20 protein-coding genes and 1 pseudogene are annotated in these 18,086 nt (G+C 71.5%); 13 read left to right on the forward strand and 8 right to left on the reverse strand.

Features of this window, described 5'->3' with window-relative positions:
- Positions 1-212: 212 nt before the first annotated feature.
- The 5 genes from WME85_RS28865 to WME85_RS28885 all read left to right on the forward strand — a co-directional run bounded on the left by WME85_RS28865 (position 213) and on the right by WME85_RS28885 (position 3,335).
- Complete coding sequence (locus WME85_RS28865; RefSeq protein ID WP_437825763.1) at positions 213-986, forward strand: acyl-CoA desaturase; 774 nt, start codon at positions 213-215, stop codon at positions 984-986.
- A 290-nt stretch (positions 987-1,276) separates the two neighbouring features.
- The gene (locus WME85_RS28870; protein ID WP_437825764.1) at positions 1,277-1,525 is read left to right on the forward strand and encodes a hypothetical protein; all 249 of its coding nucleotides are present in this window, start codon (positions 1,277-1,279) and stop codon (positions 1,523-1,525) included.
- 98 nt (positions 1,526-1,623) lie between these two features.
- The gene (locus WME85_RS28875; RefSeq protein WP_437825766.1) at positions 1,624-1,980 is read left to right on the forward strand and encodes a hypothetical protein; all 357 of its coding nucleotides are present in this window, start codon (positions 1,624-1,626) and stop codon (positions 1,978-1,980) included.
- Positions 1,981-2,276: 296 nt separating this feature from the next.
- A complete protein-coding gene (locus tag WME85_RS28880; protein WP_437825768.1) occupies positions 2,277-2,867 on the forward strand; it encodes a hypothetical protein in 591 nt (196 codons plus the stop codon).
- Positions 2,868-3,017: 150 nt separating this feature from the next.
- Entirely contained in the window at positions 3,018-3,335 is a 318-nt protein-coding gene (locus WME85_RS28885; protein ID WP_437825770.1) for a putative quinol monooxygenase, read from the forward strand.
- On the opposite strand, the gene WME85_RS28890 is transcribed toward WME85_RS28885, so the two are convergent.
- A complete protein-coding gene (locus WME85_RS28890; protein ID WP_437825772.1) occupies positions 3,316-4,263 on the reverse strand; it encodes a LysR family transcriptional regulator in 948 nt (315 codons plus the stop codon). The two genes, WME85_RS28885 and WME85_RS28890, sit on opposite strands and share 20 nt — an antisense overlap.
- 273 nt (positions 4,264-4,536) lie before the next feature.
- Here WME85_RS28890 and WME85_RS28895 point away from each other — a divergent pair.
- Both WME85_RS28895 and WME85_RS28900 read left to right on the forward strand, forming a co-directional pair.
- Positions 4,537-4,707: pseudogene (locus WME85_RS28895) on the forward strand (DUF3072 domain-containing protein); the annotation flags it as partial.
- A gap of 30 nt (positions 4,708-4,737) precedes the next feature.
- Complete coding sequence (locus WME85_RS28900; protein WP_437312254.1) at positions 4,738-4,935, forward strand: DUF3072 domain-containing protein; 198 nt, start codon at positions 4,738-4,740, stop codon at positions 4,933-4,935.
- A 15-nt stretch (positions 4,936-4,950) separates the two neighbouring features.
- On the opposite strand, the gene WME85_RS28905 is transcribed toward WME85_RS28900, so the two are convergent.
- Positions 4,951-5,457, reverse strand: coding sequence for a hypothetical protein (locus WME85_RS28905; protein WP_437825773.1), 507 nt, complete (start codon positions 5,455-5,457; stop codon positions 4,951-4,953).
- Positions 5,458-5,707: 250 nt separating this feature from the next.
- Between WME85_RS28905 and WME85_RS28910 the strand changes: the two genes are divergently transcribed.
- The 3 genes from WME85_RS28910 to WME85_RS28920 all read left to right on the forward strand — a co-directional run bounded on the left by WME85_RS28910 (position 5,708) and on the right by WME85_RS28920 (position 9,007).
- Positions 5,708-6,136, forward strand: a complete 429-nt coding sequence (locus WME85_RS28910; RefSeq protein WP_437825775.1) for a hypothetical protein — start codon at positions 5,708-5,710, stop codon at positions 6,134-6,136.
- 133 nt (positions 6,137-6,269) lie between these two features.
- Entirely contained in the window at positions 6,270-7,742 is a 1,473-nt protein-coding gene (locus WME85_RS28915) for a protein adenylyltransferase SelO (RefSeq protein ID WP_437825777.1), read from the forward strand.
- A gap of 335 nt (positions 7,743-8,077) precedes the next feature.
- A complete protein-coding gene (locus tag WME85_RS28920) occupies positions 8,078-9,007 on the forward strand; it encodes an NAD(P)/FAD-dependent oxidoreductase (protein WP_437825779.1) in 930 nt (309 codons plus the stop codon).
- Positions 9,008-9,096: 89 nt separating this feature from the next.
- On the opposite strand, the gene WME85_RS28925 is transcribed toward WME85_RS28920, so the two are convergent.
- Both WME85_RS28925 and WME85_RS28930 read right to left on the reverse strand, forming a co-directional pair.
- Positions 9,097-9,498, reverse strand: coding sequence for a PIN domain-containing protein (locus tag WME85_RS28925; protein ID WP_437825781.1), 402 nt, complete (start codon positions 9,496-9,498; stop codon positions 9,097-9,099).
- Positions 9,495-9,740, reverse strand: coding sequence for a hypothetical protein (locus tag WME85_RS28930; RefSeq protein WP_437825783.1), 246 nt, complete (start codon positions 9,738-9,740; stop codon positions 9,495-9,497). Before WME85_RS28930 ends, WME85_RS28925 begins: the two co-directional genes overlap by 4 nt.
- Positions 9,741-10,088: 348 nt before the next feature.
- On the opposite strand from WME85_RS28930, the gene WME85_RS28935 reads away from it, so the two are divergent.
- Positions 10,089-11,639: an outer membrane protein assembly factor BamB family protein gene (locus WME85_RS28935; protein WP_437825785.1), complete on the forward strand. Its 1,551-nt coding sequence runs from the start codon at positions 10,089-10,091 to the stop codon at positions 11,637-11,639.
- A 35-nt stretch (positions 11,640-11,674) separates the two neighbouring features.
- Here WME85_RS28935 and WME85_RS28940 read toward each other — a convergent pair whose 3' ends face one another.
- Positions 11,675-12,763: a HisA/HisF-related TIM barrel protein gene (locus WME85_RS28940; RefSeq protein ID WP_437825787.1), complete on the reverse strand. Its 1,089-nt coding sequence runs from the start codon at positions 12,761-12,763 to the stop codon at positions 11,675-11,677.
- Between the two features lie 272 nt (positions 12,764-13,035).
- On the opposite strand from WME85_RS28940, the gene WME85_RS28945 reads away from it, so the two are divergent.
- Positions 13,036-14,484, forward strand: a complete 1,449-nt coding sequence (locus WME85_RS28945) for a cytochrome P450 (protein WP_437825789.1) — start codon at positions 13,036-13,038, stop codon at positions 14,482-14,484.
- Here WME85_RS28945 and WME85_RS28950 read toward each other — a convergent pair.
- Positions 14,459-14,863, reverse strand: a complete 405-nt coding sequence (locus WME85_RS28950; RefSeq protein WP_437825790.1) for a hypothetical protein — start codon at positions 14,861-14,863, stop codon at positions 14,459-14,461. The two genes, WME85_RS28945 and WME85_RS28950, sit on opposite strands and share 26 nt — an antisense overlap.
- A gap of 89 nt (positions 14,864-14,952) precedes the next feature.
- Between WME85_RS28950 and WME85_RS28955 the strand changes: the two genes are divergently transcribed.
- A complete protein-coding gene (locus WME85_RS28955; protein ID WP_437825792.1) occupies positions 14,953-15,852 on the forward strand; it encodes a hypothetical protein in 900 nt (299 codons plus the stop codon).
- 110 nt (positions 15,853-15,962) lie between these two features.
- Here WME85_RS28955 and xseB read toward each other — a convergent pair whose 3' ends face one another.
- Together xseB and xseA are read right to left on the reverse strand one after the other, a co-directional pair.
- The gene (xseB, locus tag WME85_RS28960) at positions 15,963-16,298 is read right to left on the reverse strand and encodes an exodeoxyribonuclease VII small subunit (protein ID WP_437825794.1); all 336 of its coding nucleotides are present in this window, start codon (positions 16,296-16,298) and stop codon (positions 15,963-15,965) included.
- Positions 16,299-16,302: 4 nt separating this feature from the next.
- Positions 16,303-17,961 (reverse strand): exodeoxyribonuclease VII large subunit, encoded by a 1,659-nt coding sequence (xseA, locus tag WME85_RS28965; protein ID WP_437825796.1) that lies wholly within the window; start codon positions 17,959-17,961, stop codon positions 16,303-16,305.
- Positions 17,962-18,086 lie beyond the last annotated feature (125 nt).

The raw sequence follows: 18,086 nt of genomic DNA on the forward strand, positions 1-18,086 counted from the left end.
ACGCGACCGCGATGGCGGGCAGGAGCGACGCAGCGCCGCGAGAAGGCCTCTTTTGGTTTTCACGAGCCTCCTGTTTCAGGCCGATGATCGGCTCGTCTCCAACGGAATCGAGCGACATGGGACGTACTCACGCCCAAAGCGAGGATCCACGCTCTCGAATCGTGACCGTGCGCTGACCGTGTTCCCGAACACGATCGAAGTATGAAAGGGTCATGGAATTCGTCGTCATCCTGATCGCCCACTCCACACTATCGGTCTTTTTCCAGACCTTCTTCCTGCACCGGTACGCCTCGCATCGCATGTTCACGATGTCGAAGCGCTGGGAACGGATCTTCCATTTCACCACCTACGTCACGCAGGGCTCCTCATACCTTGTGCCCCGGGCGTACGCGATCTTGCACCGCATGCACCACGCGTACAGCGACACGCCGAAGGACCCGCACTCCCCGCGTTACTACGCGGAACCAGCCTCGATGATGCTGTCGACCGCGAAGCGCTACGACGCCATCTGCGACGGCACGGCCGAGGTGGAGCCGCGCTTTCTCGGCGGCTACCCCGAGTGGCCCACGCTCGACCGCATCGGCAACTCGTGGTTCAGCCGCCTCGCCTGGGGGACGGGCTACGCGCTCTTCTACATCGCGTTCGCCACGCAGTGGTGGCAGTTCCTCTTCGTCCCGCTCCACTGGACGATGGGCCCGCTCCACGGCGCCATCGTGAACTGGTGCGGCCACCGCTACGGTTACCGCACGTTCAACAGCGATGACGACTCGCGCAACACCCTGGCCCTCGATCTCGTGACGCTGGGCGAGCTCTTCCAGAACAATCACCACAAGTACGCGCAGAGCCCGAACTTCGCCGTGCGCTGGTTCGAGATCGACCCGGCGTACCAGGTCATCCGCGTGTTCGCCTGGATGGGCATCGTGCAGATGCCCGAGCGGCGCCAGGTCGCCCGCCTGGACACAGGGGCCGCCGGGGTCGAGGGCTGAGCGCCCCTGCCCGAACGCGAGATTTCTCGCGAAGTCCGGGGAGCAACACCGAGGAAAACCGCCGCACCAGCGAAATCGCGCGTTCTTCGCTGATAAACGTGGTGTCGCCGCCCCTTTTTCTGCTATACATTTGCGTACACACAGTGAAGTTGTTGGCGATGCCGCCTGGCGTATCGGTCAGGCGCGGCAACCGTCGCCTTTGAGGCGCTACCGGGCTCGAGCGCCGGTCACGCCGCGCCCGTTGCTCCCGCGCCGCCGGCGCGCGCGCCCGGCGCAGAGAGGTACAGACCATGAAGGAGAGCTTGTCTCGGGTGGTGGACGGCGTGGAGCAGCGGCTCTGCTGGCGGTTCCAGGTCCATGGGAGGAGCGATGTCACGTACGAGCCGGCGAGCGGCCAGCGCGGCCCGTTCGATCGCGACAGGCAGCGGCACCTCAGGACGGGCGAGACGTTTCAGCGGCTGGACCGCTCGGGGTGCCCCCGGAAGTACAACGGGCTCGTCTGGCAGCCGAAGAGCTCGATTTCCGGCCTCGGTCCTTGAGCGCCGTGCTCCACGAGAGCGCGGCCGCCAGGCCGCCCCGGAACGACACATCACCCGGGCCGCACGCAAAGGCCATTCACGGAGTCATTCGTCCCGCCATGTCCATATCCCAGAAGCCAGTCGCCTCCGCCCTGTTGCTCACCACCGCCGCCCTGCTCAGCTTCCGCGCCACGTCGCGCGACCGGAGCGGCTCGACGCTTGGCGTGCTCGTCAACGCGTCCGGCGCTCCGCAGCACCTCGTGATCGAGTCGGCCGGCGACGAGGGCACCTGGACGCTCCGCAGCGAGCTGCCCACCGGCCGTGCCTCCTTCCTCCTGTACGAGAGCGCCGCCAACGTGCTGCGCGGCGGAAACCTGAGTGACGACGGGAGCATCGCCTACCAGGGAGCGTCGTACGTCATCGAATCGTCGCTCGACGGGAGCACCCGTACCGCGAAGGTGAGCGGCAGCGTCTGACCGGCTGCCGGGGGCCCCGCCGCCGGCGAGCCGAGCGCGCAAGCCCAGCGCGGCGCTCTCGAGCGCTGGAGACAGCGGGCGGTCCTGCTCGCCGCTGATCACCGCACCAGCCGCCGGGGGGCCTCGGGCGCGCCTGGCAGAGCGGGCAGAGCACCTGCGACACTTCCCCACGGTACCTGAGGGGGCCGTGACCTGACTGTCGGACTCCACAGCTCGGCGGACGGTTGACGCGGGGGGGAGCGATGCCATCCAATGCGAGGATGCCCTTGCGCCATCGGTGTCTCGCGCTTGTCGCCGTGCCCGCTGCGACTGCCGCGCTGAGCGCGGCGTGCAGCTTCCCGGACGTGGTCTTCACCGATCCGTCGAGCGCTGGAGGTGGCGGCGCGAGCGCCACCGCGTCGTCGGACGCGGCGGGCGGCGGGGGCACGGCGACCTCGGGCGGCGGCGGGAGCGGCGGGAGCGGCGGGAGCGGCGAGGCGACCTCGAGCTCGGGCGGCGGCGGGAGCGGCGGGGCGACCTCGGACTCGGCCTCGGGCACAGGCGGCGGCGGGGGCGTCGACTGCGACGTGGACGGCGACGGCTACCTGTCGACCGAGTGCGAGGACGGCACCGACTGCAACGACGACAACGCGGACGTCCACCCCGACCAGCCCAACACGTTCCACGACAAGCCCATCCGCCCGGGCGGCGGCTTCGACTACGACTGCAGCGGTGAGGAGGAGCCGCAGATCCCCGCTGTCCGCTGCGAGGCCGGCGGGCCATGTCGGGACGCCTCCAACGTGTACCTGCTGGACGTCGCGTGCGGTGAGCCAGGCCCGGTCGGCAGCTGCAATCTCCTCTGCCAGCAAGACGTCATGTACTCCGGGCTCAAGAGGGCCTGTCACTGAGGCCAGCCGCGCCGCGCGGGCGCTGCGGGCCGGTCATCGACGCCGCGGATGGATCCATCCAGAACGTCGATTGGTGATGCGACCCGGCCGCCGTCACAACACTCCTCACGAAGCGCGGCGCGCCCTGCGCCGCCGGAAAAGGAGACTCTCATGACGACCACCCACATCCCTGCCGTGACCCGCTCTCTCCTGGTTCGGATCGAGGCGAAGCCCGGCAAGGAGGACGAGGTCGAGGCCTTCCTCCGCGGCGCCATCGCCCTCGCCGTCGAGGAGCAGCGGACAATCCACTGGTTCGCCCTGCGGCTCGGCCCGTCGACGTTCGGTGTCTTCGACACCTTCGCCGGCGAGGAAGGCCGCAAGGCGCACCTCGAGGGCCCCATCGCCGCCGCGCTGATGGCGAAGGCGCCCGAGCTGCTCGCGGCGGCGCCCGTCATCGAGCGCGTCGACATCATCGCCGCGAAGCCCTGACGCCGCCCCCGGGACGGCGCCTTGGCGGCGGCGCGTCGCCGGCCCGCCCATCAGGGCGGGCAGCGCGCGCGAGCAGCGTGTCCCAGAACAGCTGGAGCGCCGACGTCGGCGTGCGATCCCCCGAGCGGACCAGCGCGATCGTGCGCTGGAGCGCCGGGTCGACGAGCGGCCGCCGGGGGGCGTCGGAGAGCAGCACCGAGTGCTCCGGCATGAAGGCGAAGCCGAGGCCCGCGTGGACGAGGCTCTGGACCCAGTCCTCGCGTTCGGTCCGGTACGCCGCGTACAGCGCTACATCGCGCGCCGCGCACGCGGCCGTCACCGACTCGCGCATCTCGCAGGCGAGCCGGTCGAGGTACGGCTCTCCTCGCAGATCCTCGAGCCGGAGCGCCTCGCGCGCCTCGAGGCGATGGCCTGGCGGGAGGACGACGACGTACCGCTCGTCGTAGATCGGGGTGACGACAAACGACGCAGGGACGGCGCCGCCGAGGCTCGTGATGACGACGTCGACCTCGGCCTCCTCCAGGCGCCGCAGGAGCTCGGCCTGCACGGCCACCGAGATCTCCAGCTCCACCCCCGGCGCCGCGACGCGGAACGCCGCGAGCGCCCGCGCGAGCCGCGCCGGCCCGATGGTGCACAGGACGCCGACGCGGAGCGGGACCTGCTTGAGGCGCCGGTGGTTGTCCGCGATCACCTGCACCGCCTGCGTCTCGTCGTGGAGCCGCTGGAAGCGAGGCAGCACGTGCTGCCCGAGCGCCGTCAGCTTCGCGCCGCCGCGCTCGCGGAGGAGGAGCGCGCCGCCGAGCTCCTCCTCCAGCTTCTTGATCGCCGCGGTGAGCGCCGGCTGCGAGATCGCGCAGCGCTCCGCCGCGCGGGTGAAGCTGCGCGTCTCGGTGACCGCCAGGAAGTAGCGGACCTGGTGCATCTCCATGGCGCGCATCTTCACCCGGCCCCGGCGCCCGCGCTCTGACATCATCGCGTCGCCGGCGTCCCTCCCTCCCACAAGGTGCGCTCACGCGGGCTCCCTGGGCTCGAGCCGCTCGCGGCGCCTGTGGAGCGCGCCTCGAGCCCCGCGCGCGGCGTGGTCGGTCGTCGCGGGCTTGCCACGCGGTCTCCTGGGATTAGGAAGCTGGATATGAGCGCGAAGCAAGACCAGCAGGCGGCCGGCCCCAGCGCCGCGGGTCGGCCGGACGAGCAGCGGCCGTCGAACGCCCAGAAGGACCCGCGGGACTGGAAGACGGGCGACGAGCCGATGACCGGCGCGCAGGCCTCGTACCTGCACACGCTCGCGGAGCAGCAGGGCGAAGAGGTTCCCGACGACCTGACCAAGGCGGAGGCGTCCGAGAAGATCGACGAGCTGCGGGGCGCCACGGGCGTCTCCGGGGGCGCGAAGGGCGCTGCCGGCGTGGAGAACACGCGCAAGGACCCGGAGCACTGGAAGACGGGCGACGAGCCGATGACCGGCGCGCAGGCCTCGTATCTCCAGACGCTCTCTCAGGAGGCAGGCGTGGAGTTCGACCCGGGCCTCACCAAGGCGGAGGCGTCGAAGCGCATCGACGAGCTGCAGGCGAAGACCGGCCGCGGGCAGGCGCAGCGGGAGTGATCGGAGGGGCCCCCTTCAGTCCGGCGGGAGCAGGGCGAGCAGCGCCCTGGCGGCGACCTTCTTGTCGAGGACAAGCACGCTCCGGATCATCCTCGCGCTCCCCGTGAGCTTCTCGCCCAGCGCCTCGCCGGCGATGTCGAGCCGGCAGGCGAGGAGGCGCTGCGGGTAGCGGGAGAGGAGCGCGTCGCAGTCGCGATAGAAGCGGGTGCTGCCGTCGTTGGCCAGAAAGAGGATGCGAGACGCGCGGGCGTTCTGCGGGCTCTCCGGGGCCCTCCTGGCCGCGGCGTCCAGCCCCTTCTGCTCGCCGGCGAGCCTCTCGGCGATGAGCTCGAGGCCGTGACAGGCGTGCTCGGCCGCGAGCGCGCCGCGGAGCTCCGCGGCCAGCGCGTCGGTCATCGGGAGAGTCGCCACCTGGTTCCGACCGCTCTCCCACAGCAGACCTGCGTGTTTCGTGAGGAGGTCGGACACCGCGTCATGGCGCGGATCGGCGACGAGATCTTTCGGCAGCTTGAGCACAGGCACCTCTGCGCGCACTCTACCAGACACACCCGGCCCTCGGCGACGACCGCCGCGCCGGCGGGCCTTCACGAGCCTCGCCGCGCGCGGCGTGCCGGGCGCGTCCTGCGAGCGAGCCGAGGCGGTGGGCCCGGCGCGCTCCAGGCCAGGCGCTCGGCGCGACGCGCTGTCCCGGCGGGCAGCGAGCACGGCAGGCAGCGAACTCACCTGCCGGCGCCGCGCGCGCGTGGCATGCTGGAGCCCCCGAGGGAGCTCCATGCGACAATTCTCCATCTCTTGTTTACTGGCAGCGTGCCTGTCGAGCTGCACGTCCGCGCCGCCGTCCACGCCCGGCGAGGGCTCTGTCGAGGGGCCGCTGCCGTCCGCGGCGTCGTGCCCGGGCGAGAAGCTCGCCTTCACCAGGGAAACGGGGTGCGTGAACGATGGATCCGTGGAGTTCTGCCTGCCGGCGGGCGACGACGCGCTCCTCGCCCGCGTGCGCGACATCGCGCCGACGGTCGAGGCGAGCTCGGGCAGGGGGCGCGCCAGCTGCGATGTGCCGGCGGAGACGCTCTACCTCTTCCCCACCGGAGACGCCGAGTGTACCGAGCGCCATGGCGCGCTCGAGGAAGCGGCGTGGGACAAGGTCTGCCGCATCGCCGCGCTGCCCGAGGTCCGCTCGATCGTGCCGACGTGGTACGAGTGACCGGGGCGGGAGGCAGCTGCGCTCGTTCGATGGATCTCTCGATTGCCGGGCGGCGCGGGCGCGCGGAGCGATGTTGATGTAAAACGTCCGCTCGCACGATGCTGCTGGATCCCCCGCGCCACGAGGTTCACGGATGAATTTCGCTTTCGACAACACCTATGCCCGGCTCCCGGACCGCTTCCACGCGCGCGTCTCCCCCGCCAGGGTCCGCGAGCCGCGCGTCGTGAAGGTCAACCGCGCGCTCGCGGAGCTGCTCGGGCTCGACGCGGATCGGCTCGCCTCGGCGGACGGGGCGCAGGTGCTCGCGGGCAACACGCTGCCCGAGGGCGCGGAGTCGATCGCGCTCGCGTATGCGGGGCACCAGTTCGGCAGCTTCGTGAGCCAGCTCGGGGACGGCCGGGCCATCCTGCTCGGCGAGGTCGTCGGCAAGGACGGCAAGCGGCGCGACATCCAGCTCAAGGGCGCGGGGCGGACGCCCTTCTCCCGCGGCGGCGACGGGCGCGCCGCGCTCGGGCCGGTGCTGCGCGAGTACGTCGTGAGCGAGGCGATGGCGGCGCTCGGCGTGCCGACGACGCGCGCGCTCGCCGCCGTGACGACGGGCGAGCCGGTCTATCGCGAGGAGGTGCTCCCGGGCGCGGTGCTCACGCGCGTGGCCGCGAGCCACATCCGCGTGGGCACGTTCCAGTTCTTCGCCGCGCGGGGCGATCGCGAGGCGCTGGCCACGCTCGCCTCGTACGCGCTCGCGCGGCACTACCCCGAGGCGGTGGGGAGCGGGAACGACGCGCTGGCGCTGCTCGATCGCGTCATCGCGGCGCAGGCGGCCCTCGTCGCGCGCTGGCTCGGCGTCGGCTTCGTGCATGGCGTGATGAACACCGACAACACGTCGATCTCCGGCGAGACCATCGACTATGGGCCTTGCGCGTTCCTCGACGAGTACGATCCCGAGAAGAAGTTCAGCTCGATCGATCGGGGCGGCCGCTATGCGTTCGGGAACCAGCCGGGCATCGCGCAATGGAACATGGCGCGGCTCGCCGAGGCGCTCTTGCCGCTCCTGGCCGGCGACGAGAAGGAGGCTGTCCGCGTGGCGACCGAGCGCGTGCAGAGCTTCACCGGCCTTTTCGTGGAGGCGCACGAGCGCGTCCTCCGCGCCAAGCTGGGGCTCGTGCGCGAGGAGGACGAGGACCTCGCCCTCGCCGCCGATCTGCTGGATCGCCTCGGGTCGAACCGCGTCGATTACACGGTCTTCTTTCGCGGGCTCTGCGCCTCCGCGGCCGACCCCGCGGCGGACGCGCAGGTGGCGTCGCTGTTCGAGGAGCCCGGCGCCTTCCGCGACTGGGCCGAGGCGTGGCGCCGGCGGCTGGCCCGGGAGGACGTCGCGCCCGAGGCGCGCGCGAGCGCGATGCGGGGCGTGAATCCGGCGTTCATCCCGCGCAATCACCGGATTGAAGAGCTCATCCAGGCTGCCGTTCTCCGCGACGACTTCGGGCCGTTCGAGGCGCTCGTGCAGGTGCTCTCGCGGCCGTATGACGATCAGCCGGAGTTCGCTCACCTGAGCGAGCCCCCGCAGCCGGAAGAGCGCGTGCAGTACACGTTCTGCGGGACGTGACGGCGGTCGGTGGCCAGACGTCTGGCTGTCCGTGGCCAGGCGTCTGGCTGTCCGTGGCCAGACGTCTGGCTGTCCGTGGCCAGACGTCTGGCTGTCCGTGGCCAGGCGAAAGCCTCGCCAGACCGATCGAAATCCCCGCCATTCCCCGCCGTCTCGCCCGTCGCCATCCTGAAGGGGTGTCGAGGACGCGTGTAGCGGCGGTCTCCCGCACTCGCCGAGGCCTTCTGGCCTGGAGCGCTCTCTCCGTGGGAGCGCAGCTGGCCACCGGCTGCATGGGGCAGCGGAGGCCGACGGCGGGTGAGCGGGAGCGATGGCCAGAGCGGAGCAATGACCGAATGAACCAGGATGTCGTGATCGTGGGAGGTGGCCCCGCGGGGCTCAGCGCGGCGCTCACCCTCGGACGGGGCCGCAAGCAAGTCCTGCTCTGCGACAGCGGCGCCCCGCGCAACGCGGCCGCCGACCAGGTCCATAACTTCGTGACGCGCGACGGGACGCCTCCGCGCGAGTTCCGGCGCATCGCCCGCGAGCAGCTCGACGCCTATCCCTCCGTGTCGCTGCGCGACGCGGCCGTGGTCGACGTAGCACGGGAAGGAGAGCTCCTGCGCGTCCGGACCGACGACGGCGCCGAGCACCTCACCCGGCGGGTGCTCCTCACCGTCGGCGTCGTCGACGAGGTGCCCGACATCCCTGGCGCCCGCGGCCTGTGGGGACACAGCATCGCCCAGTGCCCCTATTGCCACGGCTGGGAGGTCCGCGGGCTCCCGTGGGGGGTCCTCGCGCCTTCCGCCAAGCTCGCCGAGTGGGCCCTGCTGCTCACGGGCTGGACCGACGATCTCGTCGTCTTCTCCGAGGGCGCGGACCTGCCGCCCGACGTCATCAGTCGCCTCTCGCAGGCCGGGGTCCGCGTCGAGCCGCGCCGCATCCGGCGCCTCCTCGGCGAGACGCAGCTCGAAGCGGTGGAGCTCGAGGATGGCGCTCGGCTCGCGCGGCGCATGCTCTTCATGCACCCGCGGCAGCGGCCCGCGCCCCTGGTCGAGCGGCTCGGGCTCGCCCTCGACGAGCAAGGCTTCGTGCGCGTCGACGACCAGAAGCAGAGCTCGATGCCTGGCGTCCACGTCGCGGGCGACGCGGCGACGCCGCTCCAGGCCGCCATCGTCGCGTCGTCGGCCGGCATGATGGCGGCGGCCCTCCTGAACCACGCCCTGACCGTCGAGGCGGCGCTCCAGGGAGGGCCGCCGACCCGGCCTGGCGCAGCTCGCCCGTGACGATAGCGCGCGGCGGCCGAGCGAGGCTCTCCGCTCAGAGGAGCCTGAGAGATGACGGGGTTCATGCTTCAAACCGTGGCGCCGGCGAATCACTTATCCGGCACCAGCTCCACATCGGTACCGCGTGCGAAACGCTCATCGAACGTCAGCACCGGGAGAGCGCTCGCTTCGCGGGACGACTCACGGATGAAGTAGTCAGAGAAATCGGCTGGCCCCCCCTCGAAGTCGGCGATCGCTCGACGGACGATCGCATCGTGTTCGACCGTCACCCCTGCGGCATGAACGAGCTTGCGAAGCGCTGCCGCGATGGTCGCGCGATCTTGCTTGCAGGCGACCCGAAGGACCCAGGCAACCTCGACCAGGACCGTCGCCGAGAGGAACACGCCCCCCTCCGCAACAGCTTGCCGGAAGGCGCTCCCGGCCCGCTCGCACTGTGCCGGGTCGTCCTCGACGAGGAGGCGAACGACGACGTTCGTGTCAAACGACTTCATCGCCCGAGCGCTCCCTCAGCGATGGCGCGCTCCATATCCTCCAGGGAAAGCGGGCCGACCCCCGGCGGCAGCTTGATGCGCGAGGCCAGGAGCTCGTCGACGGTCAGCTTGTGCTCCGGCGCGGGTGTGGACGCAGCATCGAGCGCGATGAGCTCGACGTGTTTCCCGAGGAGCGGACGTAGGGCGGGGATCGCGCGGGCCACGGCTTCGTCAATCGTGGTTTCGACCTTGATGGCGTTCATGGTTGTCCTCATCATGCTCCTTTTCCCCACGTTCGCCCAGCCCCGGGTGCTATCCCGCGCTCGTGCCCGACCGCTCGGGGTGCCCGGAGCGGACCTCGAGCGGACCTCGATGTGGTGACCAGCTCTGGAACTTCCATCGGTGCCGGCGAGGTGCGGTGGTCGGCCTCGCACCGGCAGCAGCGCAGCGTCGGCCCGCGACCCAGACCCGCGATGGTCGCTCCTCTATCCCGTTGACGCGCTCCTCGATTCCGCGCGATTTATCCTCGGGGCCTCGTGTCGCAGACGCAACGGAGCTGACGTTTCGGGTCGCCGATCGCCGCTGCACTCGATGCCCCAGGAGGATTCATCATGAAGCGCACTTTCTGGGTGCGGTCCGCGATCGCGGCCGCCGCTTGTCTCGCCGCGTTCCACGCCGTCCAGGGCCCCGAGGCCAGGGGCATGGGCGCCGGGCGCTGGACCGTCTACGGCTGGGATCTCGCCAACACGCACCACGCGCGCGGCGAGAACGACATCGGGCCAGCGAACGTCGCGTCGCTGTCCGTGAAGTGGGCCTTCACGACGAGCGGCAACGTCCCCGCGACGCCAGCCGTCGACAGCGGCGCCATCTACTTTCCGGACGGGGGCGGCAACCTCTACAAGCTCGACGCCGACACCGGGCTCCCGCTCTGGACGACAACGATCTCCGGCCTCACGGGCACAGCCGGCGCCGTCTCGCGCACGAGCCCCGCGCTCCACGGACACATGCTGTTCGTCGGCACCCAGGCCGGCGCGCACATGGTCGCAGTGGACAGCCGCACCGGCGCCCTCCTGTGGAAGACGCAGCTCGACCCGCACCCCGCGGCGATCATCACGCAGTCTCCCGTCGTGCACGGCGGCCGCGTGTACGTCGGCGTCTCCTCGCGCGAGGAGCTCTTCGCGGCGGACAACGCGTATCCGTGCTGCTCCTTCCGCGGCAGCGTCGTCGCGCTCGACGCGGTGACCGGGGAGATTCTCTGGCAGCGCTACCTGGTCCCCCAGGGCTACACCGGCGGCGCCGTCTGGGGTGGCGCGCCCGCGCTCGACCTCAAGCGGCGCACGGTGTACGTCACCACCGGCAACAACTACACGGTGCCGCCGGCCGTGAGCGCGTGCGTGGAGGCCGCCGGCGACGACCCCCTCGCCGTCGAGGCCTGCCTCCCGGAGGACAACTACATCGACGCCGTCCTCGCGCTCGACATGGACACAGGCGAGCTGAAGTGGGCGCGGCGGCTCCAGGGCTTCGACGCCTGGACGGGAGCCTGCTACTTCGGCGGCAACTGGTGCCCTGATCCGGCGGGCCCGGACTACGACTTCGGCACGGGCGCCACGCTGTTCACGGCCGGCGCGGGGGCAGGTCGCCGCGATCTGGTCGGCGCCGGCCAGAAGAGCGGTATCTTCTGGGCGCTCGACAGGGACGACGGGAGCGTGGTGTGGAGCACGCTGGTCGGCCCCGGCGGGGAGCTCGGCGGCATCATGTGGGGAGTCGCCGTGGACGACACCCAGATCTATGTGCCGATCGGCAACAACGGTCAGGTCGAGTACACGCTGGAGCCCTCCGGGCAGGTGATCTCGTGGGGATCGTGGAGCGCGCTCGACGCGGCCACGGGCGACATCGTGTGGCAGACGCCCGATCCCACGCCGGGCGCGCAGGCCCGGGGGCCGCTCACGGTCGCGAACGGCGTGCTCTATGCCGGCTCGATGAGCGGCAACGTACACGCGCTGAGCACCGCGACGGGCGCCCTCCTCTGGAGCCATCCGGCCGACGGCTCCGTCAGCGCCGGGCCGGCGGTGGCGCGCGGCACGGTGTACTGGGGGAGCGGCTACGAGAGCTTCGGCATCGGCACGCCGGGCAACACGCTGTTCGCTTTCGGCTTGCCGTAGCGCTGCCCTGGGGGGGGTGCGCCGGCGCGTGGCCGTCAGTCGGCCACGAAGCCTTTCCATCTGCGCAGGTACACGGCGAACGTCTCCGAGATGCCGCGCTCGTACAGCTCGGCGCGCGTGAGCGGCGGCCGCCGCGGCTCCCAGGCGGGGTCGGCGATCCGCTGCGGCCAGTCGGGGTTCGCGATGGCGGCGCGCCCCAGCGCGACCGCGGTGGCGCCCATGTCGAGGAGCGCTTCGGCCTCGGCGCGCGTCCAGACGCCGCCGGCGACGACGAGCGGCAGGCTCGGCCCCACCGCCTCGCGGAACAGCGGCAGCGGGTGCTTGTCCGGGCGCTTCTGCGAGGGCTTGCTCGACCTCCACAGCGAGAGGTGGAGGAAGTCGGCGCCGTCCTCGGCGAGCCAGCGGGCGAGCTCGAGGTTCTCGTCGAGATCGAGCCCCTGGGCCTGGCCGAAGTCCTCGGGCGACAGGCGCACGCCGACGACGAAGGAAGCGGGCACCGCGGCGCGGACGGCCCGCAGGGTCTCGCGCAGGAGGCGCGCCCGGTTCTCCCACGCGCCGCCCCAGCGATCCGTGCGGCGGTTCTGGGTGGCGGAAAGGAACTGGCCGAGGAGGTAGCCGTGGGCGCCGTGCAGCTCGACGCCCGCGAAGCCGGCGGCGAGCGCCCGCGCCGCGGCGTCGCGGAAGCGGTCGATGACGAGGAGAATGTCCTGCTCGGTGGCGGCGCGCGGGACGGGGAGGTCCGGCTCGGCGACGGCGCTGGCGCTCCAGGTGGGCACGCCGGACAGCTTGGGATCGGCCCGGAGGCCGCCGTGGAAGAGCTGGACAAGGCCGAGCGCGCCGGGGGTGGCGAGCTCGACCGCGAGCCGGCGCAGGCCGGGCAAGAGCCGGTCGGCGAAGATGCCGAGCTCGCCCGGCCAGGCCTTGCCTTCCTCGGCGACGTGTGCGGCGCAGGTCTCGACGACGCCGAAGCCGCCTCGCGCGCGGTAGGAGAGCCAGCGCAGCTCGTCCTCGCTCAGGGAGCCGTCGTCGTGGCTCTGCTGGTTCGTGAGCGGGGCGAGCCAGACGCGGTTCCTGGCGGTGAGGCCGTTCGGGAAGGAGAAAGGAGAGAGGAGCGGTGAGGTCACGGGGAGGTGTTTAGCACCCGCCGGCCCGCGTGCGGTGCTCGCATGGCAATTCCCCCTGTCGGCGCGGCCGGGTGGAAGCAAGATCGTCGCCCGGACGCGGCGCGCGACGCGCGACGCGCGACGCGCGACGCGCGACCGGGAGACGTCGAGGACCCGCGATCTCCTCGCGCGCCGATCTTCTGTCGATCGCGGCCTCCCGAGTCGAGCTACCTTTCCCCCGCGATCCGCGGCGGCGCCAGCGCTGGCCGCCATCGCCCTCTGGAGAGGAGACCATGGAGACCGTTAGAGCAGAAGTCGCCCCGGCAGGGGGCGCGCGCGACCTGTCGACGCTGCCAGGGCCGCGGAGGCTGCCATTCCTCGGCAACATCCTCGAGATCCGGCCGACGCAGTTCCACCTCACGCTCGAGGACTGGAGCCGCAAGTATGGTGATCTCTACGCGTTCTGGATAGGCCGCACGCCGGTCGTCGTCGTCAGCAACCTCGAGCTCGTCCAGCGCATCCTCCGCGAGCGGCCGAAGGAGTTCCGGCGCTGGAGCCCGCTTCAGGAGATCGTCGAGGAGCTCGGCTTCGGTGGCGTCTTCTCCGCCGAGGGCGACCAGTGGACACGGCAGCGGCGGCTCGTGATGAGCGCGTTCACCGCCGCGCAGCTGCGCGAGAGCCACGGCACGCTCGCCACGATCACCCGCCGGCTGCGGGAGCGCTGGCGCGCGGCGGCCGCGCGGGGAGAGCCTGTCGACGCGCGGCGAGACCTGGCGCGCTACACGGTGGATGTCACCAGCGCGGTGGCGTTCGGCATGGACATCAACCTCATCGAGCGCGGAGCGGACCCCCTGTCGCGCCAGCTCGAGACGATCTTCGCGGCGGTCAACCGCCGCATCTTCGCGCCGTTTCCTTACTGGCGGCACGTCAAGCTGCCCGCCGACAGGGCCCTCGATCAGGCGCTCTCCGCGGTGCGCCAGCGGATGCTGGACATGCTCCGGACGGCCCGCGCGGAGCTCGACCGGGACCCGGCGCGGGCCGCTGCGCCCCGCTCGCTGCTGGAGGCGATGCTCGTGGCGCGCGACGCGGAGGACCCGAAGGCGCGGCTGTCGGACCAGGAGGTGCTCGGCAACGTGCTCACGGTGCTGCTCGCCGGGGAGGACACGACGGCCGACACGATGGCCTGGATGCTCCACTTCATGGCCCTGCGCCCGGACGTGCAGGCGCGCATGCGGGCCGAGGCCGACGCCGAGCTCGGCGACACGGACCTGCCCGGGACCCCGGAGCACGCGCAGCGGCTGCGGTACATCGGGGCGGTCGCGCACGAGACGCTCCGCCTGAGGTCCGCCGCGCCGCTCCTGTTCATCGAGGCCTGCGCGGAGGCGGCGCTCGGCCCGCTCCGGCTCGGCGCGGGGGCGCGGATGATCCTGCTCACGCGGCAGGTCGGCCTGAAGGACGAGAGCTTCCACGACGCGAGCTCGTTCCTGCCCGAGCGGTGGCTGACCCCGCGGCCGACGAGCGCCGGCAAGCACGACCCGCGCGCGGCGCTCGCCTTCGGCAGCGGCCCGCGCGTCTGCCCCGGGCGCGCGCTCTCGCTGCTCGAGAGCGCCATGGTGGGCGCCATGGTCGCGCGCGATCTCGATGTGTCGCTGGTCGACCCGGCGCAGCCCGTCAAGGAGCTCCTCGGATTCACGATGAAGCCTGAAGGGCTCATGGTCAGGTTCGCGGCCCGCCGCCGCTGACGTCCGGACATCGACTCCCCGGGTGCGCGCGAGTACGCACCCCACCGAGCCTCGCCCGGAGCTCGCTCTCGCCAGAGCGCCAGAGCGCCAGACAGGCTGTCCGGAAGGTGCCTTGGCCAACACGCGTTCTCGCGGAGGCGCGTGGCGGAATGCCGCAGTGGGGCGCGCGTGCAGGTCGCGCATGGAAGGGAATGTCGGTTGATGAGGTGCGCGCATCGCGCGCCAGCGCGTTCACACGCGCCAGCGCGTTCACGCGCGCCAGCGCGTTCACGCGCGCCAGCGCGTTCACGCGCGCCAGCGCGTTCACGCGCGCCAGCGCGTTCACGCGCGCCAGCGCGTTCACGCGCGCCAGCGCGTTCACGCGCGCCAGCGCGTTCACGCGAGCTCCTCGCGCGCGTTTCTCGCAACCGACGCTCAGCTCGCACGCCTGGATCGCGCTTTGCAGTTGTGAAAGACATGCTGCAAGACATGCATCGACACACCGCCTTCGTACTGGGAGTCATGGGGTTCTCGCTGATGCTCGGCTGCGCCGGCGAGCCTGGAACAGGGACAGCCGAGGCGCTCGAAGAGAGCGCCGATGCGTTTTCGACGACGCCGGGCGAGCCGAACCACGAAGAGATCACCGGCACCGCGCTGTCGTTCCTGAAGCCTGAAGTGATCAAAGCCTTGACGATCGGCAACGTGTCGACGGACGCCACGTACCACTTCAACAATGAGGCCCACTTCGATGACTGCAACTTCAGCGGAGGCGCCGCCTTCGTCGCCAGGAAGCAAGCCGAGGCCGTGAAGGCGCTGGACCCGCGCGTCGCGTTGCTGAACGGAGATGCCCTGGCCATGCTGGCGTTCTCCCATTCGATTCATGCGGTGCAGGACTTCTATGCACACTCGAACTGGGTCGAGCTCGGCGGCGACGTCCTCGTGGACCAGTCGCTCACGCCCTTCCCCGCGCTCAGGCCGTACTCCGCGGTGCGGTCGACGGGCTTCATCGTCGTGCAGGGCCCCAAGCCCAGGGAGAAGGCGGTGACTCGGGACGACGACGCGCCGTACCCGGAGTACGCGATCGTGACCGTGCGCGAGCGGCGGACGACCGCCTATGGGCTCGTCTCGGGCACGGTCGACTACGAGTCAGGCGACTTCTGTCCGCCCCCGGTGGCGATGACCCACGACGAGCTCAGCAAGGACAAGACCTCCTTGACCGATCGCGTGGAGCAGCACCTCGCGGCGAAGTCGCTCGCTGTCCGACAGACGCGTCATGAGTGGTGCCGGCTCAACCAGCTCGCGCACGATGCGTGGGGCGACGCCGGAACCGCGCGCCTCGCGGCGTGGGTGGCCGACCCGAGCTCGGCGCCCGACTGCACCACGGAGTGAGGCGGAGGCGCTCTGGCGCGCTTTCGCCCGTCCCCCCCGTCACAAGGCGAGGGCCATGTAGCGACGCATGACGTCACCACGGAAACCATCGCGGGGTCCCCCGCGCCCGTCTACTCGTCCTCCGCTTCCTCGTCGTCCTCGTCGTCCTCGTCGTCCTCGTCGTCCTCGTCTGTGGCGACCGGGGCCTCGCGCTCGAGCTGCTCGGTGATGGTCTTCACCTGGACCTCCGCGGCATGGATCTTCTGGCGGCAGAGCGTCACCAGATCCGCGGCCTCCTTCACGAGCGCCGAGAGCTCATCGATGTCCACCTGACCTTCCTCGATGGCCTGCAAGATCTCCTCGAGGCGCGACGAGGCCTCGCCATAGGAGCGCTCGTTCGTGGCGGGCTGCGGCCTTGCCGTGCCCCCGTCGGACAGCTCCTTCGTCACGCGCTTCGCTTTTGCCATGACCCTATGTCTCCTCCGACCCGTCCGAGCGAAGCCGCAGCACGCCCCGCTTCAGCTCGGCCACGAGCGTCGTCCCCTGGGGTGCGCGTGCCGCGTCGGTGAGCACCGTCCCCTCCTGCGTGCGCAGGATCGCGTATCCACGCTCGACCACGCGGCGCGGGTCGAGGAGGCGCAGGCGCCGCTCGCGCGACGTGACGCGCTCGGATTCGAGCGCGAGCCTCCGGGAGGAGCGCGGGCCGAGGAGCGTGGCCATCTCGTCGACGTGGTGCGAAGCGGCGTCGAGGTCGCGCCTCGCTCCCTGGCGGAGCTGGCGGACCGCTTCCTGGAGCTGGCCCGCTCGGCGCGCGATGAGCAGCGACGCGGTGCGCGGGACCCGGGCCGCCCGGCGGGTGAGGTCCGACGAGGCGGACCGGAGGGCCCGCCGGCTCTGGTCGAGGATGCTCAGGAGGGAGGATTCGACGGTATCCCTCGCTTCCGAGACCCGCTGGACGAGGGATGCCGCCGCGGCGGTCGGGGTCTTCTCGCGCCAGCCCACGAAGTCGAGCGCGGAGAGGTCTCGCTCGTGGCCGATCCCGACCACCACGGGGAGCGGGAACGTGGCGACGGCCCGGGCGATCGGCTCCGAGTCGAACCAGGCGAGGTCGGTGCGCGAGCCGCCGCCGCGGCAGATCAGCACCACGTCGAAATCCGCGGCGTGCGCCCGGAACCAGTCGAGGGCGTTCAGGACCGAGGGCTCCGTCTGCCGTCCCTGGACCCGCACCCCGTGCGCCACGACGCGGAACGCGAAGCCTGACTCCTTGAACGTGCCGAGCACGTCGTTGTAGGCGTCCGAGCCCAGGCTGGTCACGAGGCCCACGCGGAGGGGCAGCGCGGGGAACGGCAGCGAGCGGTTCCGCTCGAGGAGCCCTTCCTCGGCGAGCCGGCGGCGGATCTCCTCCCTCCGCCGGGCGGCCTCCCCGAGCGTGTAGTCCACGTCGAGCTCCTCGATCATGAACCTGTACGAGCCCCACGGGACGTACAGCTCCACGCGCCCGCGCACGCGGATCTGGATCTCGTCCTCGAGCTGGAACGGATTGCCCGCCGCGGCGAGCCGCCGCTCGATCTCGCCGCGCGCGCGCTCGAAGAGGGTCGCCTTGATCTCGGCGATCGGCTTTCCGTGAGCGTCGCGCTCGACGAGCTCGAAGCCGACGGTGCTCTTGTGGGCGGACCGGTTGTAGCTGCAGACCTCCCCGACCAGCCAGATCGGGGCCGGGAACGCTGCCTCGAGCGCGGCGCGGACCTTTCCGTTGAGCTGCGAGACGGTGAAGTCGGACGCGGGCGCTGCTGAGCGCGGCCGGGCATCCATGTCGCGCGGCCCGTCGGCTCGGATGGGCTCGGCGGCGCGGAGCGACGTGACGCGCGCTTCGGCGACGGCGAGGACGTCGAGCGCGAGGGCGCCGCCGCGTTCCCGGTAGAGGCGCAGCGTCACCTCGCAGAAGGCGAACCCCTCGAGGTGCAGCCTGTCCACCACCGCGACCACGTGCGCCTCCGGGACCCCCCAGGATTTCTGTCCGGGATTCCAGCGGCGGGCGGGGAGCAACTTCACGACCTCCACCAGCCTGCGGTCGAAGGCGAAGTGGATCTGGAGGGTCCCGGTACCTTCGCTGGTGACCCGGCGGCTCATCGCGCCGGTATATCATCCATCGCGGGTGGGCATCGCGGGCGCGCGACAGAAGCCGCGACGTGGCCCCCAGGAGCCCCGGCGGGGTCGGTGCCTGCGCCGCGAGCCGGCCGAGCGCGCGCTGCGCC

Origin of the sequence: Sorangium sp. So ce1153 (assembly GCF_051521595.1) — a bacterium.
GTDB lineage: Bacteria > Myxococcota_A > Polyangia > Polyangiales > Polyangiaceae > Sorangium.

Excerpts from the sequence above, each read along its gene's own strand:
- WME85_RS28865 (WP_437825763.1), top strand. The coding sequence starts at position 213 with ATGGAATTCGTCGTCATCCTGATCGCCCACTCCACACTATCGGTCTTT.
- WME85_RS28870 (WP_437825764.1), top strand. The coding sequence starts at position 1,277 with ATGAAGGAGAGCTTGTCTCGGGTGGTGGACGGCGTGGAGCAGCGGCTC.
- WME85_RS28875 (WP_437825766.1), top strand. The coding sequence starts at position 1,624 with ATGTCCATATCCCAGAAGCCAGTCGCCTCCGCCCTGTTGCTCACCACC.
- WME85_RS28885 (WP_437825770.1), top strand. The coding sequence starts at position 3,018 with ATGACGACCACCCACATCCCTGCCGTGACCCGCTCTCTCCTGGTTCGG.
- WME85_RS28890 (WP_437825772.1), bottom strand. The coding sequence starts at position 4,263 with ATGGAGATGCACCAGGTCCGCTACTTCCTGGCGGTCACCGAGACGCGC.
- WME85_RS28910 (WP_437825775.1), top strand. The coding sequence starts at position 5,708 with ATGCGACAATTCTCCATCTCTTGTTTACTGGCAGCGTGCCTGTCGAGC.
- WME85_RS28915 (WP_437825777.1), top strand. The coding sequence starts at position 6,270 with ATGAATTTCGCTTTCGACAACACCTATGCCCGGCTCCCGGACCGCTTC.
- WME85_RS28920 (WP_437825779.1), top strand. The coding sequence starts at position 8,078 with ATGAACCAGGATGTCGTGATCGTGGGAGGTGGCCCCGCGGGGCTCAGC.
- WME85_RS28925 (WP_437825781.1), bottom strand. The coding sequence starts at position 9,498 with ATGAAGTCGTTTGACACGAACGTCGTCGTTCGCCTCCTCGTCGAGGAC.
- WME85_RS28930 (WP_437825783.1), bottom strand. The coding sequence starts at position 9,740 with ATGAACGCCATCAAGGTCGAAACCACGATTGACGAAGCCGTGGCCCGC.
- WME85_RS28935 (WP_437825785.1), top strand. The coding sequence starts at position 10,089 with ATGAAGCGCACTTTCTGGGTGCGGTCCGCGATCGCGGCCGCCGCTTGT.
- WME85_RS28945 (WP_437825789.1), top strand. The coding sequence starts at position 13,036 with ATGGAGACCGTTAGAGCAGAAGTCGCCCCGGCAGGGGGCGCGCGCGAC.
- WME85_RS28955 (WP_437825792.1), top strand. The coding sequence starts at position 14,953 with ATGCATCGACACACCGCCTTCGTACTGGGAGTCATGGGGTTCTCGCTG.
- xseB (WP_437825794.1), bottom strand. The coding sequence starts at position 16,298 with ATGGCAAAAGCGAAGCGCGTGACGAAGGAGCTGTCCGACGGGGGCACG.
- xseA (WP_437825796.1), bottom strand. The coding sequence starts at position 17,961 with ATGAGCCGCCGGGTCACCAGCGAAGGTACCGGGACCCTCCAGATCCAC.